Origin of the sequence: Bacillus sp. AFS017336 (genome assembly GCF_002555445.1) — a bacterium.
In the GTDB taxonomy this organism is placed as follows: domain Bacteria; phylum Bacillota; class Bacilli; order Bacillales; family Bacillaceae_G; genus Gottfriedia.
Genome location: NZ_NUCO01000026.1, coordinates 13,575 through 28,151, shown reverse-complemented (window position 1 = coordinate 28,151; position 14,577 = coordinate 13,575). Strand labels below are relative to the sequence as shown.

Here is a 14,577-nt window from a genome sequence, read left to right as displayed (position 1 = left end):
AATAACGCCATTTTTAAGGTCATATAGCAGATATCAATAGTAAAAAGCTTACCTTTTTGTGAAATATTGTTAACGAGTCACATGGGCAATTAGGCAAATAAAAGTTGAATAATAAATAAGTCATCTCAAGAGGGCGTATCCCTTGTATTTAGACTCATTAGACCAATTTCATGATTGACCACATTTGACAAACTAATTTGTTCACTGGTGAGCAAAGAAGCGAAACATGGTGGATCTATGTATGATTGTCGTTTGTGATCCCCCCTTCTTTAATTTGTGAGGTGCATCTTTAATAAAGCGCTTTCATTTGACCGTGCAAGATTATTGTATGAGGTATTCCATTTAATGTAATTGTATAAAATAACCAAAAATGTGGGTTTTCTATTAGGCATTATGAATAAAGATAAAGGATTAATTTAGTAATAATGGAGATACAGAGGGAATTAGTAAATATTTTAGCCATTTAAGGACCAGATTGTTGAACAATGGATTGTAACATAATTCAAAGAAGTTACATTTACAACAGGTGATAATGTAAACCATGTTGTCCTTTATTTAGACGTAGATCATTCTAATAAGAATACTAAGAGTGATACCTATTTCGATAATTTACTATTTGAGGAAAGTGAATCTCTATCTAATCTTTAACAATATTATTTGTGGACCCGGTTTAGTCACCTTTTGTAATATTAGTTCATAAGGGTATATCTTAAACATCTTAATAGGATTTTTAAAAATTGAATACAAAAAACTCAGTCATATCAAAGGGTGTATCCTAAACAAGTAAACCAATACAATCGACACAGTACGCGAAAATATACAAACAAAAGATAAATTCTAGCGATAGTTAAACAAGAAATTCTTTTATAATTTTTGAAAAAAGTCAGNNCTGACTTTTTTCAAAAATTAATATAAAACCTTTGATATTTTCTGGGATAAATATTCAATTCTAGGCATCATTAATGAATCATCAACGGTTGAAAGTTTGTCTGGTTTAAATAGTTGTAGTTTCCTTAGCTGATAAAAATCCAAAAGCGCTTGTTCAATTGAAAATTGATTTTTCATTAAATACTTTAGATCTAGTATTGAAAATAACATCTGATCCTGTAATATCAAGAGTCTTCCATTGATATTATTAAAGACACCGTTTTTCATTCCTTCACTATAAAAAATAAGTAATTGCTGTTCACGAAATTGAATGATGTCCCAAACCTTATCATACATTAACGGATAGGTACTCTGAAGCTCATTAAGAAAATCATCCGTGATAAAAAGCGCGAGTGAAACAGATTGCTCAATGATTAGTTGAAATTTCGAAGCAAAGACTGTATCTTCATTGGGTATATTAGAGGTCATTTCTTTAATGTATTGCACAAATCCATCAGTAACTCTATGGAATAAATCTTCCTTTGCAGGAAAATATTTATACAATGTTGCTCTACTAATGCCAACGATTTTCGCTATTTCATCCATTCGTAGTGTCTGAAAACCATTTGTTCTAATAGTTGGCATCAGTTTTAAGATAATTTCTTCTTGTTTTTGTTTAAATTTTTCATTTGTATTATTTTCGTCGGTCACTATTGTTTCCTCCTCATTATGGGTATTATATCAAAAATCAATCATATCTAATACGTTTTATACACAAAAACTAAAATAGACAAAAAATATCTTTTTTGTTTAGTTTGTATGTTTTTTATGATAAACTGGCCAAGAAGTTAATCTCACTTGAAAGAGAGGAAATAAAATGAAAACAAGAAAGTTAGGAAATAGTGATTTAGAAGTTTCAGCTATTGGACTAGGTTTAATGGGAATGTCACCAGGAATTTATGGTTCCATCAATGATATAGAATCAATTAAAACGATACATCGTGCGATGGACCTCGGCGTTACTTTTTTAGATAGTGCTGACACTTATGGGAATGGGCATAATGAAAAATTACTTGGAAAAGCATTAGCAGGAAGACGTGATAAGGCAATTGTTGCAACTAAGTTTACATTCGGACCTAATTGGGAGTTCATTGGTGGACATCCGGATTACGTAAAAAAAGCAATAGACGAGAGTCTTCTACGCTTGGGTCTGGACTATATCGACTTGTATTATCAACATCGAGTTGATCCTAATGTACCAATTGAAGAAACTGTTGGAGCAATGGCTGATTTAGTTAAAGAAGGTAAAGTTCGCTATCTTGGACTTTCTGAAGCAGGAGCAGATATTATTCGTCGAGCAAATGCAGTACATCCAATCGATGCATTACAAACAGAATATTCACTTTGGAGTCGTGATATTGAACAAGAGATACTTCCAACAGTAAGAGAACTTGGTATCACACACGTGGCATATAGTCCACTGAGTAGAGGATTCATTTCTGGAGAACTTCGAAAGTTTGATGACCTTGAACCAAATGATATTCGCAGACATTTACCAAGATTCCAGGGTGATAATTTCAAAAAAAACGTTGATATTGTTGATAAACTTAATGAAGTTGCGAATGAAAAAAATGTAACTGTTTCCCAACTAGCAATCGCATGGACTATTGCTAATGGTGCGTTGCCAATTCCAGGTACAAAACGAGTTAAATATTTGGAAGAGAATATTGAAGCACTTAACATAGAACTTACAGAAGAAGATTTAAAACACCTTGAAGAAGTCAGCCCTGAGAACTCGGTTCATGGTGGACGTTATTGACGGTAATCTTATGATCAAATTATAAAAATGAATCGAACCTTTAAGGAGCTAATTAAAATGAAAGAAAATATTTCATTAGAAGAAAGAATACAACGTCTAGAAGATATTGAAGCCATTAAGAAACTTCAGGCAATATACGGACACTATGTGGATAAAGGGTGGAATGGTAAAGAAGTTAACTTTGCAGAACTTCCTACTCTATTTACTGAAGATGCGACTTGGGAGTCTGAAGCAATGAAGGTTAACGTTAAAGGCATTAACAACATTATAGACATGTTAAAGAAAGCAACTGCCCATGGTGAACTTGGCATGCATAGCTTTACTAACCCAATTATCGATATCAATGGTGACAGTGCAACAGGAAAGTACTTGCTATGGGTCGGTGTAAAAGGTGGGGGTGTGACAAACCTTGTCTATCAGAGTGAAGATGTCGTCTATTTAAGAACTACTAGTGGGTGGAAAATTAAAGAAATTAAGCTTTATTTTGCTCAATTATTAAATTCTTAATCTTGTTGTGAATTGAGTAAGCAATTCAAATTGTATTATGGTATTTATAGATAATAAAAAAGGATCTTCTGTAGAGATTCTTTTTTTAATGTCTTTAAAATTCATTATAAATAAAAGAGTCTATTGCAGACTCTTTTTTAATGCAGTTTTGACTATTAAAATCAAATATTAGTTGTAGATCTTCTTTTACTTAAATTAAGTAAAATTTAAGTTAAGTACATTACTAAAACATAGTGCATAGGATAGTTTTAATAGCTGTGAAGGGATAGAGAAAATGTATTATGCTCTTGTCTAAAACAGATTAGACAAAGCATTAACGACATCATATGTTAGTTGAATATCATAAAATTTATCACGAATTAGTTGAATATGTGATCCGATCAATTCACAAATTCAAATACTGATAATATTTGGAAGGGATTTGAAAATTGTGTCTAATGAGGAATTGATTTGTAAGGAGTTTGCTAGAATTATCGGTGGCCAAGAGGGGGTTGCGGGTGGTAAATGTGTGGCAACCATAAATCGTTATGAATTGCCAGTAATAATTTTAGGTAAACCATTCAAAGTTACTTCTTCCTTTTCTTTTGAATCGAGAGATAAGCAACCTAAAAAGGCATTGTGCTTAGGTAGAGTAGCACTCTTGCAAAATGAAGTAGAAAAATTTGTTGCCTCTATAACTAAACAAGGAATTATTGTTTCATCGGTTCATAATGAGTGGCTTTTCGATAATCCGAATTTGATATATGTCAATATTGAAGCTGTTGAAGATCCTTTAGCTTTTGCAAGGAAGATAAGAAAAGCTTTGAATTAATAAGTGTACTTAAATGACCGAACACGTTAGTTAAAATATGGGTATATCCTAAACAACTTAATGAGACTTTTAAAAAATGAAATCGAAAAAACTCAGTCAGATCAAAGGGTGTATGCTATACAATTAAACCAATACAACCGACACTCTACTCTAATGTCCGCATATAAAAACATTAACGATGAAAAATTCCGCTACTACATCCTAAAACAAAAATCAGATGTTTTCCATTCAATGAAGAGCTTCTTTAAACAGGAGTATGAGAAGGCAGCGAAATAATCGCTAGACAATAGATTGAAATGATGTACGAATAGAATAGAAATTGAAAAAACAGAAAAGCCCCTTATCGGGTTTTTCTGTTTTTTGTCATAAAGATATAGTGTTTAATCGATAGCAAAGTCAGAGTTCCTATTCAATATAATGGCAGTTTAGTCATATTAATCGAAACGGTGTAGGTTGCAGTTGGCAATCATGAATGTAATCAAAAATTCTAACGAAATGTATCTTCAAACAAATGAGCCAAATTTGAAAAACTCTTCATTCTTTCCAAAATTGTTCTAGTAGTATGACAATCATGGTACCTACTAGTAATCCATTACTTAAAACATATTTAAAAGAAGAAGGGATTCCGCTAAATGCACTTTCTGGAAGAAACATGATTCCTAAACTAATTAATAATGAAATTCCTAATATCGTTAATCGACGTTGATTTAATTCTTCACGTAAAATGGATTGAAATGAAATTCCAATCATTTGAACAAATGTTGCTAAAAGTGCGGCATTTGCAATTGGACCTGGTAGCAAGGATATAAAGCTTACAAATGAAGGGAAAAAAGAAATTCCTGCTAATATGAGATTTGCTATAAGGAACGGCCTCGCTTTTTTTTGTCCAGTTAGTTGAATAAATCCTGCTGATGCAGGTAATGGTACAACTCCAATTGTAGAGAATAACGATGTGAAAACATGTGATATACCTCCGACCCATACACCACGATTCAAAGTTTTTCTTTCATTTTCTTTAGATAGCGGAGCCACTTGTTTTACAGCTGAAATGGCAGCAATTGTGTTTGCAACTAAAAGGAATGTAAATAAAGTTACAGTTAGAGTGATCCCAATATCTAACCTAGGCGTGCCCCATGCAAATACTTCAGGAAAATTAATAAAAGATGTATGAGAAGGAATATGAGACGGTTTTCCAATTAAAGCATACAAAATCCAACCACTTGAAATTCCAAGTAATACAGCGTAACTTTTCATCCATCCTTTCCCTTTAATTGATAAGAATGTAATAATGGCAAAAACTAAGAGTGCAATAGTAGCCAATAGATAATTAGGATGAGTTACAGTTCCTTGTAATCCCATCATTCCTTTTAGTAACACACCACTAAGCTGAAGAGCTAAGATTAAAAGAAATGTTCCTGTAACTAAAGGGGTAAATAAACGTAGAATTCGATGCACAAGCCCTGTTATCCCAAGAACGAAAAGTAAGATACCTGCAATTATTAATCCACCTTCTAAAAGTTGCAGTACTTCTTTTGCACTTTGTCCTTGATGCATAGCTACTTGTCCCAATATAACAAATATACTTACCCATGAACCGGCAGGACCATCGGCAATAGGATAGCGATGCCCTAACCATGCTTGTAAAAATGAACTAACCCCTACAACTAAAAAAGTTCGCTGCATTAAAGTTGAGATGTCTTCTATTGATAAATGGAATATGCCACCAATGATGATTGGCAATGCAATTGCATTAGCTAAAAGAAACACAAACCACTGTAGGATACTAAAACTAGTATTAAAATATTTTTTATTCATATTAATCTCCTTTGCCGAAAAAGGACCTCATAGAAAAATCCACCTTTTCAATATAGGTAAATTAAAAAGGATGGAATACTTAGGTTTATACGGTGTAAGTTTATAAAATTATTTAATTTTAATAGATATATTTTTTAATAATTTACCATTTACGATAAGGTAAGAATTTACCGTTAAGTGTTAGGATTACGCGATCACCATTTGGATCTTCTTTTTTCTCCACACCTAATTCAAAATCAATTGCACTCATGATCCCTTCGCCAACTTTTTCTTGAATTAATTCTTTAATGGTTGGTCCGTACACTAATAACATTTCATATAAACGATATAAGATTGGGTCAGTTGGAGGCATTTGCATTACTTCACCTCTATGTGGAATAATCGTTAATGCTTGAACCACATCTTCATCTAACTCTAATAGTTCAGCCATTTTTTCTGCTTCTGGACGAGTCATTGTAGCCTGTCCTAATAATGCTGTTACAACCCAAGACTCAGAGTTCTCACTTACTTTTGAAATTTCTTCCCATGTTAAACCTTTTGCAATTTTTGCTTCCATAATTTTTTGCGTAGCTTCTTTTCTATTCATATTTAATAACTTCCTTCCATTTAATTAGTAATTATTAATTTTTTACGTCATTCAATGTTTGATATCCATCAACTAATAAATCTAGTTTACCTGTGTGGGGATCAATAGCTAAGCCATGTACAGGAATGTCTTTTGGAATAAATGGATGATTTCTTACTAAATCAATATTAGCTTGAATTGAATCTTCAACATGATCAAATCCAAATAACCACTTTTCAAGGTCAATTCCAGCATATTCAATAGCTGATAAAATTTCTGGTGAAGATACTCCACGATCTATTATTTTTTGAAGTGTTCCTTTTGGATTACTTTGGCTCATTCCACATGCATGATGTCCAATAATATAAATTTCTTCTGCATTTAATTCATATATAGCTGTTACAACACTTCGCATGATACTACCGAAGGCATCTGTAATCGTTCCACCTGCATTTTTGATGATTTTTGCATCACCATTGTGTAAGTCTAAAGCTTTTGGAAGTAGCTCAATTAAACGAGCATCCATGCAAGAGACAAGAACCATACGCTTTTGAGGTATTTTTGTTGCTTCAAAAGGTAGGTATTCCTTGTTTTGTACAAATTGTTCGTTGTACGCTAATATTTCTTGTAATAGCATATTTATAACCACCTTTAAATTTAGATGTTTTTCTTTGTTGATTCCTCTATGGTATAAGTAAAGTGATGAGGATAGATTAAGTATAGTGAATTGGATTGATAAGCAGAATAAGTTGGCGAAACACTATCTGACTTTCTACTTTCATGATGAAAGGATTGATTTATATCATTGATCAAACAGATTTTGAAATACTGAAATTATTAGGAGGAAACTCAAGAATTCAATGGAAAGAACTTGGTCAAAAAATACATATGACAGGGCAGGCTGTAGGAAATCGAATTAGGAGATTAGAGGATTTAGGGATTATTGAACAATATACAATCGCAATAAACCGAATCAAATTAGGACAAATAGTGACTGCATTTGTTACTGTGTTCGTAAAAACTGCTAATCATCAAGGGTTTAAGAATTTCTTTCAAGAGGAAGAAGCAGTTTCTGAAGTACATCGTACAAGCGGTGAAGGATGTTATTTATTAAAAACACATTTTGCTTCGAATGAAGAATTGGATACATTTCTAGAAAGACTATTAGAGTACGGGAATTATCGTGTTAACCTATCAATAGGAAAATTAAAATGAATAGAGTGGATTAATCAAATAATTAACTTCTTGTATGAAGAATTAAAGGAATTAGTGAAAATATCTGGTATAACCTAAACAAGTAAGCAATACAACAGACACTCTACTCTAATGCCCGCATATAAAAACTTTAATGATGAAATATTCCGCTACTATATCCTTAAACAAAAATCAGATGTGTTCCATTCTATGAAGAGCTTCTTTAAACAGGAGTATGAGAAGGCAGCGAAATAATCACCTGTCATTAGACTTTAATGAAATACGAATAGAATATATGTGAAACCAGAATAGCCCAGTAGAGGGTTTTCCTGGTTTTTTTTAGTTCAGGTAAAAAGTTAAAATGCGTAATTGTTTCGACTTATAATCATCTTATAGCATGTTCCTCATTTCTTTCTACGTGAAAGAGATACTAATTTACTTAACTTCTTAAAATAATATTTTCCACCTAATTAAATGACATAGAAATCAACGTTCAACCGTACCATTTCTTGTGACCATAAGAGCAAGATTGAGGACGCGAACAATTAAGATTTGTTGTTACAATTGGTAATAACTTGCTTTGGGAGGAATTAACATGAATAAAATCCAACAATTTAAAGAGCTTCATCAATCCGATGAACTATTATTTTTAGGAAATGCTTGGGATCTTCTTTCAGCACTAACACTTGAAAAAGTTGGATTTAAAGCAATCGGTACAACGAGCTTTGGGATAGCAAATTCAATCGGCCTTACAGATGGCGAACATATTGATTTTAATAGACATTTAGCTATCATAAAATCAATAGTAGACAATGTAGCCATCCCAGTATCTGCAGATATTGAAGCAGGATACGGGAAAACAATTGAAATAATTGTAAATAACGTGTTAAGAACAGCAGATATTGGAGTAGCTGGAATTAATATTGAGGATTCTTTAAAATATGAAAACGGACTTAGCCAAATTGTTCAACATAGTAAACTTTTAGAAAAAATGAGAACGGCCTTGGATCGACATGGTTTTAAAGACTTTTTTATTAATGCCAGAATAGATACTTTTTTTCAATTGGAAAATCCTTTAACAGAAACAATTGAAAGAGGTAAAGTTTATGTCGAGAGTGGAGCCAGTGGGATATTTGTTCCAGGTTTAATAAATGAAGAAGAAATACTAGAAGTTGCAACCACTATTCAATCACCACTGAATATTTTATCTTTACCTGGATTAACAAATTGTAATAAGCTTGAAAAATTAGGGGTAAAGCGTTTTAGTTTTGGAAATGCATTATCAGATAAGATTATTGCTTACTTAGAGTCAAATATAGAGCAAATATTTAGCACGATGGATACCTCTCATCTATATGTTAATCAGTAAGATTAGGAGTGAAATAATGTGCACTATCAATCTTTCATTTGAGGAAATGTGGGAGAAAATTATTGATTGTGATCGTAAATATGATGGCCTATTTTTTACGGCAGTGAAGACAACAAAAATTTATTGTCGGCCTTCCTGTCGATCAAGAAAACCGAAGAAAATAAATGTAGAGTTTTACTATGATTTGAATGAAGTAGAGAAGGCTGGATTTCGTGCTTGTAAACGATGCCAGCCAGAAATAGTTGAATCACCTAAAGTCGTACTTATTAAGAGTGTGATTACGTTTTTATTAAATCACTATAGACATAAGCTTGTACTAAACGATATTTCAAAACATATAGGTATGAGCCCTTTTTATCTTGAAAGAATATTTAAACAAGAAACTGGGGACACCCCTCGAATTTACTTAGAAAAAATTCGTATTGATAAGGCAGCACATCTACTTAAAAACACAAATCAAACAAACCTTGAAATCTGTTATGAGGTCGGATATCAGAGTACTTCAAATTTTTATAAGGTATTTCGACAAATTAAAAATTATTCACCTACCGAATACCGAATTAAGTCACAATCCCTTTAAAACCGACTATAATCTAGACTGCACCCCTTAATTTCTTGCCCAACAGAGGGTTTTTTCAACATCTACTTTAAGGGGTGCTGTCTAGGGTTTTTCTGGTTTTTTTCGTAAAGACTTAAAATAGCAAGAAAGAGTTCTTATTCAACATAATGGCATGTTAGTTGAACAAGGAGTAGTAATAGTAAAAATAGTCCTCTTTTTACATTTGGCATTATATTTGCTCAGCTGTGAATGTAGATTTTGCTACTCTTTCTGGCTTTGTTAAGAAAATAACTGCAATGACGATACATATACCACCTAGTAATTGGTATACTCCGAAAGATTCCTTTAGCCACGTAATAGAAACAATAGTTGCTACAAGTGGTTCTATACTAGATAAAATACTAGTCTCTGTTGCTGATAAATATTTTAGACTACCGATGTAGAGAAGAAAAGAAAGTGTACCAATTATAATAATTAAAATCAGCATGGAGAATGTTGACAACGTAAAGGTTTGTGAATATTGCTTCCATTCAAAAGAGTGATTGTAAATAAATAATGCAATACCTCCGATTAACATACCCCAGCCAATAATAAGAGTTGTTCCCCATTGTTGAATAAGGGAAGTAGGGTGAAGTGTGTAGAAGGTAAAACCAATAGCTGTTAACAGTCCGAATAAGATAGTTTCCTTAGACATGACAATATTGTGGGCAGATCCATTTGTAATAATAAAGTATGTGCCGATCAGTGCAGAGACAATTGCTAGTGCTTGCAAAGTAGAAGGCAGTTTTTTATTTTGTATTGCGACATAAATAGTAATTAGAACTGGCCCTAAAAATTGGAATAGTGTAGCTGTGACAGCGTTGCTAATATGCACCGTTTCAATAAAAGCATATTGTGCGCCAAGCATTCCAAGAATAGAGAAAATGATCAGTTGAAATAGATGGCGTGGTTGTTGCCAAATACGAAATATATTCTGTTTTTTTGTAAGTAAGAAACATAAAATAAAAACCCCCGCAAGTAAGAGGCGAATGACTAAATAGTCGATAGATGAGAGTCTCGTGCGTTGAAAAAGCCACTGAATTAATGGACCGGATAATCCCCATAAAGTAGCTCCTGTAAGAATCATAAATAGTCCAAGACGTCTGCTGTTTTGCATGATCATGATGCTCCTTTCAAAGATTGATTTTATTCAATTTACATGATAAAAATTATTATATATAACAACTGGTACTGCTAGAAGTGTCAGAAATACAATTTTTGAAGGGGTCAGATTTTATGTTAGAGTTAACACCAAATTTGAATATTGAGTCAAAAATCCCGTTGTATGTACAGTTATATGGGTATATAAAAGAAGAAATAAGAAGCGGAAAAATCCCTCCTATGACGAAGCTTCCTGCAAAAAGAAAGTTAGCAGTGCATTTAGAAGTGAGTAAAAATACAGTCGAATCAGCATATGACCAACTTTTGGCAGAAGGGTATATTGAATCAGTTTCACGAAAGGGTTATTTTGTTTGTGAAATTGAGCAAATGTTGCTTACAGGGAAAAAAAGAGGATCCGTTAAGGAAGTATTAGTCAGAGAACAGTTATATAAATATGATTTTACACAAACGGGTGTAGATCCAAAGACATTTCCATTCGCTGTCTATCGGAAAATTTCAAATGAAGTATGGCAACTAGAAAATATGGACCTTCTATTTCTTGGTCATCCTCAAGGTGAATACAACTTGCGTGAAGAGATTGCGAACTATTTATATGAATCAAGAGGTGTTAGCTGTTCGGCGAGTCAAATTGTAATTGGTGCCGGAACACAATTTTTAATAATAATCTTGTTTCAGTTGCTAAAGGGAAAGCATTTTGCAGTTGAAAATCCAGGATATCATCGAAAGTTGGTTGTTTTTGAAAAGGGTGAAGAAAATGTTCAAAAGATTCCACTTGATGAGGATGGAATCAGTATTGCAGCTTTAGAAGCTAGCAATGCGAATGTTATGTTCGTTACCCCGTCTCATCAATTTCCATGTGGAATGATTTTGCCAATTAAAAAGAGAATACAACTATTACAATGGGCACAAGAGAAGTATGGACGTTATATTATTGAAGATGATTACGACAGTGAATTTCGTTACTCCGGAAAACCGATTCCAGCATTGCAGGGGCTTGATACAGAAGGAAACGTAATTTATATGGGAACATTTTCAAAAGCTTTACTCCCGTCATTACGAATGAGTTATATGGTGTTGCCAAAACAACTAATTAACTTGTATCATTCACAATATTTATTCTTCACACAAACTGTTTCGAGAATTGACCAAGAAATCATTAGAAGATTTTTAAACGAAGGTCATTGGGAAAAACATATTCATAAAATGCGAGTTGTTTACAGAAAAAAGAGAGATGTTCTTGTTTCGGCGATCGAAAGATACTTTTCTAATAAAGTGGAAGTGATCGGAGAAGATTCTGGCTTACATATTTTATTAAAAGTTCACAATGGAATGTTAGAAGAAGAGCTAATAAAAAGAGCGGCTGAAAATAGTATTAAAGTATATCCAGTCTCAATGTATTATAGCGAAGGGAATAATCCCAAAAATACAGTTTTACTTGGATTTGCTATTTTATCAGAGGATGAGATTGAAGAGGCTATTCGATTGTTATATAATTCATGGTTCAAAATATAGATTCGAAAATATAACCGGAAGATCCCAGAGGGTTTTTCTGGTTCATTTTATTTAAAGACAAAGAATTATAAGAGCTTAATTAAAAATTCTCTTGAACGAAAGCTTTTGAAAGTGGATAAAATCTTCTTTTTACGCATAGACGGTTACCGATGAATTGTTAATTTAGAAATGACACAAAATGTTCAATAATAATGTGAAATAATTCACAAAGTATATTGTACAATAAATCCGTAAACATCACACACAAGATTCATTAAAACAACTGGAGGGATATAAATGTTTATTAATTTCTTACGTAACAATAAAATCGCTGCTGGTGTCTTAACTATTCTTCGTATATACGTCGGATACGAGTTTATCAGTGCTGGTTGGCAAAAATTATCTAGTGGTGGATTCGATGCGTCAGGTTTCCTTGCTTTTGCTGTAAAAAGTGCAACAGGCGATCATCCAGCCGTTCAAAGTTGGTGGGCAGACTTTTTAACAAACTTCGCCATCCCACATGTGGACTTATTTAATTTCTTAGTACCTATTGGTGAATTTGCTATCGGTCTTGGTTTAATTATTGGTTGTTTTACAAAAACAGCAACATTTTTTGCACTTATGATGAACTTCTCATTTATGTTTAGTGGTACAACAAGCATTAACCCTCAATTAGTTTTACTAAGTATTTTCATTATTGTTGCCGGATCAAATGCTGGTCGCTTTGGTTTAGATTATTTTATTAAAAAATTTGTTCCAAAAATGGGCGAAATAAAGGAAAAAGGCCACGTTGAAAAAAGAGTAGCTTAAGTTTTAAAAGAGAAAGAATTTTGGTTAATAGATAAGTAAAGTAAATAAAATAATATGTAAATTTATATAAATATTAGGATAGAAATGTAGAAGTGAAATCTACTATTTCTATCCTTTTTTTGTACTAAGAACCTATTTATAAAAATCCTGCTAATAAACGTATGAATTAAACAGTAAGTAAATTTAGACATCATTGTCGCAAATGAATTTATTGAAATTATCCAAATATAACCTCTTAAGTATCTTTATGATATTTAGTTTATTTGAAAATAAATATGTTACAATATTGTGTACAAAATTGTAAAAATAAAACTTTTTAAACTTAATATATTTTTTATATTTACATAAAGACAGAAAAAAGGTGAGGGACAGATGAGATATCATTTTGTGATGTTACAAATAACAGTTGCTGCAGGGGTATTAACTACTTTATTAAACAATCTAGAAGAATATAATCTAATGATCATGACTGCATTTGTGTACGTTTCAGTCGTAATCATTAGTTTATGGATGAGGGAAAATCAAAAGAAATTAAAGGATTTAGATGAAAGTGAAAATCAAAACAGATAATGTAAGTGATAGAAGAGGCTATCACTTTTTCTATTTTATAGTTACATATGAAAGCGGGTAATTGTGTAGTGGAGCGGGGAACTAAAATAAAAGAGATCAGAAAAAGAGAAGGGAGTAGGGCTTCTACGACTTTCTCTTTTTGATCTTACTCTTGTACATGCTCCTGGAGAAATTCAATCATCTGTTTCAATGCTTCTTGAACGATCGGGAGATGGAAATCCTTTTCAAATACATGTTCGCCGTTTGGAATTGTAATGAATTTTGTTTTCACATCTTTTTTTAAAAGGGCGGCTCTCATGAATACAGATTGTTCATATGGAACATCTGTGTCTTTCGTTCCGTGTAAAAATAAAGTGGGCGGATAATCTTTTGTAATGTGATGAATCGGACACAATGTAAGAAGCTGATCTTTATTTTTTATTGGATCAAGAGCAGTTAATTTTTGAACCCATACTCCATGCTGTCTGGCGTGTAAATATATTAAAAAACGCTGTTCAATAGTTCCCTCTGTAATAACTTGATTAGACTGAAGCATTTCAGCAATTTCATTTGGAACCATATCCTTTTGCAAATAATAAGGGCTTGGATTTGTAGCCCAACTCGCACTAATATCGCCATAGCCGTAAAAGGAGACGATTGCACGTGGCTTATGTTTAAATGTTCCAGAACATAGAGCAAGAAAACCGCCAGCAGAACCTCCTACTATCACAATTTTATTTGGATCTATCGAAAAATATTTGGGTCCTTCAGCTTCAATCCAACGAAGTGCATCTTGAACATCTTCAAGGATGTCTGGTAGTTTAGACTCGGGAGCCAGCCTATAATCGATCGAAAACAACGAAAATCCGTTGCTAGTGTAAAACTCAATCATATCTTTCGTAATATCTTCTCTTGTTCCCCAAATGAGACCACCTCCATGGATATAAATAATCACAGGAGCATGTTCACGATTTGTTTCATAAAAGTCTGCTTGAAGAGAAAAGCGATCATTTTTTTTGTAAATAACTGTTTGTTTCATTCGTTCACGTCCAATAGTAGA

15 protein-coding genes and 2 pseudogenes are annotated in these 14,577 nt (G+C 32.8%); 11 read left to right on the top strand and 6 right to left on the bottom strand.

From position 1 onward, the window contains the following. Positions 1–906: 906 nt before the first annotated feature. Positions 907–1,578 (bottom strand): TetR/AcrR family transcriptional regulator, encoded by a 672-nt coding sequence (locus CN601_RS16615; protein WP_098119852.1) that lies wholly within the window; start codon positions 1,576–1,578, stop codon positions 907–909. 166 nt (positions 1,579–1,744) lie between these two features. On the opposite strand from CN601_RS16615, the gene CN601_RS16610 reads away from it, so the two are divergent. The 4 genes and pseudogenes from CN601_RS16610 to CN601_RS16595 form a co-directional block, all read left to right on the top strand. Beyond that, a complete protein-coding gene (locus CN601_RS16610; protein ID WP_098171700.1) occupies positions 1,745–2,686 on the top strand; it encodes an aldo/keto reductase in 942 nt (313 codons plus the stop codon). A 57-nt stretch (positions 2,687–2,743) separates the two neighbouring features. Beyond that, positions 2,744–3,193: a nuclear transport factor 2 family protein gene (locus tag CN601_RS16605; RefSeq protein WP_179865583.1), complete on the top strand. Its 450-nt coding sequence runs from the start codon at positions 2,744–2,746 to the stop codon at positions 3,191–3,193. 427 nt (positions 3,194–3,620) lie between these two features. Next, a complete protein-coding gene (locus CN601_RS16600; RefSeq protein WP_098171710.1) occupies positions 3,621–4,004 on the top strand; it encodes a DUF1259 domain-containing protein in 384 nt (127 codons plus the stop codon). Between the two features lie 120 nt (positions 4,005–4,124). Beyond that, positions 4,125–4,280 (top strand): annotated as a pseudogene (locus CN601_RS16595) (sporulation protein YhbH); the annotation flags it as partial. A 258-nt stretch (positions 4,281–4,538) separates the two neighbouring features. On the opposite strand, the gene CN601_RS16590 reads toward CN601_RS16595, so the two are convergent. The 3 genes from CN601_RS16590 to CN601_RS16580 all read right to left on the bottom strand — a co-directional run bounded on the left by CN601_RS16590 (position 4,539) and on the right by CN601_RS16580 (position 7,021). Then, positions 4,539–5,819 (bottom strand): purine/pyrimidine permease, encoded by a 1,281-nt coding sequence (locus CN601_RS16590; protein ID WP_098171698.1) that lies wholly within the window; start codon positions 5,817–5,819, stop codon positions 4,539–4,541. Between the two features lie 142 nt (positions 5,820–5,961). Beyond that, complete coding sequence (gene cynS / locus CN601_RS16585) at positions 5,962–6,405, bottom strand: cyanase (RefSeq protein WP_098171697.1); 444 nt, start codon at positions 6,403–6,405, stop codon at positions 5,962–5,964. Between the two features lie 34 nt (positions 6,406–6,439). Continuing rightward, positions 6,440–7,021, bottom strand: a complete 582-nt coding sequence (locus CN601_RS16580) for a beta-class carbonic anhydrase (RefSeq protein WP_098171696.1) — start codon at positions 7,019–7,021, stop codon at positions 6,440–6,442. Positions 7,022–7,167: 146 nt separating this feature from the next. Here CN601_RS16580 and CN601_RS16575 point away from each other — a divergent pair, with 146 nt between their 5' ends. The 4 genes and pseudogenes from CN601_RS16575 to CN601_RS16560 all read left to right on the top strand — a co-directional run bounded on the left by CN601_RS16575 (position 7,168) and on the right by CN601_RS16560 (position 9,527). Continuing rightward, positions 7,168–7,599: an Lrp/AsnC family transcriptional regulator gene (locus CN601_RS16575; protein WP_098119921.1), complete on the top strand. Its 432-nt coding sequence runs from the start codon at positions 7,168–7,170 to the stop codon at positions 7,597–7,599. Between the two features lie 87 nt (positions 7,600–7,686). Then, positions 7,687–7,833, top strand: a pseudogene (locus CN601_RS16570) (sporulation protein YhbH); the annotation flags it as partial. Positions 7,834–8,173: 340 nt separating this feature from the next. Continuing rightward, positions 8,174–8,947: an isocitrate lyase/PEP mutase family protein gene (locus CN601_RS16565; RefSeq protein ID WP_098171695.1), complete on the top strand. Its 774-nt coding sequence runs from the start codon at positions 8,174–8,176 to the stop codon at positions 8,945–8,947. 16 nt (positions 8,948–8,963) lie between these two features. After that, positions 8,964–9,527 carry a bifunctional transcriptional activator/DNA repair enzyme AdaA gene (locus tag CN601_RS16560; protein ID WP_179865582.1) on the top strand — a complete coding sequence of 188 codons (564 nt, stop codon included), beginning with the start codon at positions 8,964–8,966 and terminating at the stop codon, positions 9,525–9,527. Between the two features lie 208 nt (positions 9,528–9,735). Here the strand turns inward: CN601_RS16560 and CN601_RS16555 are convergent, their stop codons facing one another. Next, on the bottom strand, positions 9,736–10,662 hold the full coding sequence (locus CN601_RS16555) for a DMT family transporter (RefSeq protein WP_098171694.1): 927 nt from the start codon (positions 10,660–10,662) through the stop codon (positions 9,736–9,738). A gap of 119 nt (positions 10,663–10,781) precedes the next feature. On the opposite strand from CN601_RS16555, the gene pdxR reads away from it, so the two are divergent. The 3 genes from pdxR to CN601_RS16540 all read left to right on the top strand — a co-directional run bounded on the left by pdxR (position 10,782) and on the right by CN601_RS16540 (position 13,538). Continuing rightward, positions 10,782–12,179: a MocR-like pyridoxine biosynthesis transcription factor PdxR gene (gene pdxR / locus CN601_RS16550; RefSeq protein WP_098171693.1), complete on the top strand. Its 1,398-nt coding sequence runs from the start codon at positions 10,782–10,784 to the stop codon at positions 12,177–12,179. A 276-nt stretch (positions 12,180–12,455) separates the two neighbouring features. Next, on the top strand, positions 12,456–12,968 hold the full coding sequence (locus tag CN601_RS16545; RefSeq protein ID WP_098171692.1) for a DoxX family protein: 513 nt from the start codon (positions 12,456–12,458) through the stop codon (positions 12,966–12,968). A 372-nt stretch (positions 12,969–13,340) separates the two neighbouring features. Then, the gene (locus CN601_RS16540; protein WP_098171691.1) at positions 13,341–13,538 is read left to right on the top strand and encodes a hypothetical protein; all 198 of its coding nucleotides are present in this window, start codon (positions 13,341–13,343) and stop codon (positions 13,536–13,538) included. 145 nt (positions 13,539–13,683) lie between these two features. Here the strand turns inward: CN601_RS16540 and CN601_RS16535 are convergent, their stop codons facing one another. Continuing rightward, complete coding sequence (locus CN601_RS16535; RefSeq protein ID WP_098171690.1) at positions 13,684–14,556, bottom strand: alpha/beta hydrolase; 873 nt, start codon at positions 14,554–14,556, stop codon at positions 13,684–13,686. Between the last annotated feature and the right edge of the window lie 21 nt (positions 14,557–14,577).

Excerpts from the sequence above, each read along its gene's own strand:
- CN601_RS16565 (WP_098171695.1), top strand. The coding sequence starts at position 8,174 with ATGAATAAAATCCAACAATTTAAAGAGCTTCATCAATCCGATGAACTA.
- CN601_RS16605 (WP_179865583.1), top strand. The coding sequence starts at position 2,744 with ATGAAAGAAAATATTTCATTAGAAGAAAGAATACAACGTCTAGAAGAT.
- CN601_RS16580 (WP_098171696.1), bottom strand. The coding sequence starts at position 7,021 with ATGCTATTACAAGAAATATTAGCGTACAACGAACAATTTGTACAAAAC.
- CN601_RS16590 (WP_098171698.1), bottom strand. The coding sequence starts at position 5,819 with ATGAATAAAAAATATTTTAATACTAGTTTTAGTATCCTACAGTGGTTT.
- CN601_RS16535 (WP_098171690.1), bottom strand. The coding sequence starts at position 14,556 with ATGAAACAAACAGTTATTTACAAAAAAAATGATCGCTTTTCTCTTCAA.
- CN601_RS16575 (WP_098119921.1), top strand. The coding sequence starts at position 7,168 with ATGAAAGGATTGATTTATATCATTGATCAAACAGATTTTGAAATACTG.
- CN601_RS16540 (WP_098171691.1), top strand. The coding sequence starts at position 13,341 with ATGAGATATCATTTTGTGATGTTACAAATAACAGTTGCTGCAGGGGTA.
- CN601_RS16560 (WP_179865582.1), top strand. The coding sequence starts at position 8,964 with ATGTGCACTATCAATCTTTCATTTGAGGAAATGTGGGAGAAAATTATT.
- CN601_RS16545 (WP_098171692.1), top strand. The coding sequence starts at position 12,456 with ATGTTTATTAATTTCTTACGTAACAATAAAATCGCTGCTGGTGTCTTA.
- pdxR (WP_098171693.1), top strand. The coding sequence starts at position 10,782 with ATGTTAGAGTTAACACCAAATTTGAATATTGAGTCAAAAATCCCGTTG.
- CN601_RS16610 (WP_098171700.1), top strand. The coding sequence starts at position 1,745 with ATGAAAACAAGAAAGTTAGGAAATAGTGATTTAGAAGTTTCAGCTATT.
- cynS (WP_098171697.1), bottom strand. The coding sequence starts at position 6,405 with ATGAATAGAAAAGAAGCTACGCAAAAAATTATGGAAGCAAAAATTGCA.
- CN601_RS16555 (WP_098171694.1), bottom strand. The coding sequence starts at position 10,662 with ATGCAAAACAGCAGACGTCTTGGACTATTTATGATTCTTACAGGAGCT.